The following is a 1,183-nucleotide window of genomic DNA, read 5'->3' on the forward strand; positions in this document are numbered from 1 at the left end:
ACTTATGTATTCCAGATTACAGATGCAAATGGTTGTACATATAGTGAGTCATACACTGTTGCGCCGGTAACAAACATTACAGTTGCAGGACAATTGGTAAGAAATATAACATGTAATCCAGGTGCAAACGGAGAGGTATTATTCACAGTTGGAAACTTTGCAGGTACTTACAGTTATTCACTTAACGGAGCACCAGCAGTTACAGGTCAGACAAGTGCAACAATTTCAGTTACTGGAATAACAGCATCAGGTCCACAGACCGTTGTTATTACAGATGAGATTACAACTTGTACGGCTACAGCTACAGTAAATGTTGCGCAGCCAGCCGCTTTAGCATTGATTGTTGCATCAAACATCAATGCGAATTGTAATACAGGAGCTAAGGTAAGCGTAACTGCATCAGGCGGAACAGCACCTTATCAGTATTCATTTGTACCAGCGACTGCAACAGGTCCTGGAACTTATGCAGATTCTAATGCAGCAGTATTGGATCCGGCAACATTGAACTGGAAAGTTTATGTAAAAGATGTAAATGGATGCGAAATTACGGCACCATTAGCATTCTCAATTATCAAAGATGCTTCACCAACGATGACAGCACCGGCACCAATTTGTTTCACAGGAGCACCAGTAGCAATTGATTTATCACTTGTTGCAACAGTTCCGGTAACAGGTACAAGAGTTTACAGAGTAAACGGTTCAGATATTACAGGATCAGTTTATACAGTAACAACTCCTGGTACTTACTTATTTAGTGTTGTAGATGCAAATGGTTGTGAATCAAATATCATAACATACGAAGTTAAACCGCAGGTTACTTTAGTAGCTAGCTTGGATCAGGATTTAACTTGTGTTGTTAATGCATCAATTAGTTTGACTCCAGGAGGAGGAACAGGTACATATACTACTTATGAAGTTAAAATCAATGCAGGAGGATATAATCCAATTACATTGCCTTACAACCCATCAGTTGACGGAAGTTATACTTTCAGAGTAACCGATTCTCAGGGATGTACTGCAGTATCAAATGTTGTGATAGTGACTCCTAAGACAGATCCAAGAGCTTCAGCTGTTGCAACAGACGTAAGCTGTAATGGTGGAAGCAACGGTAGCATAACAGTTACTGCTTCAAACGGAATTGCTCCATACAAATATCAATTATCACAAGGAGGAACAGTTCTTA

1 protein-coding gene is annotated in these 1,183 nt (G+C 39.8%); it reads left to right on the forward strand.

What is annotated here, in order from left to right:
* Nucleotides 1-1,183, forward strand: a 1,183-nt coding sequence (locus FN795_RS21350) for a SprB repeat-containing protein (protein ID WP_208743590.1), incomplete at both ends; no start/stop codon positions are given.

This window comes from Flavobacterium resistens, from assembly GCF_900182645.1.
GTDB classification, from domain to species: domain Bacteria; phylum Bacteroidota; class Bacteroidia; order Flavobacteriales; family Flavobacteriaceae; genus Flavobacterium; species Flavobacterium resistens.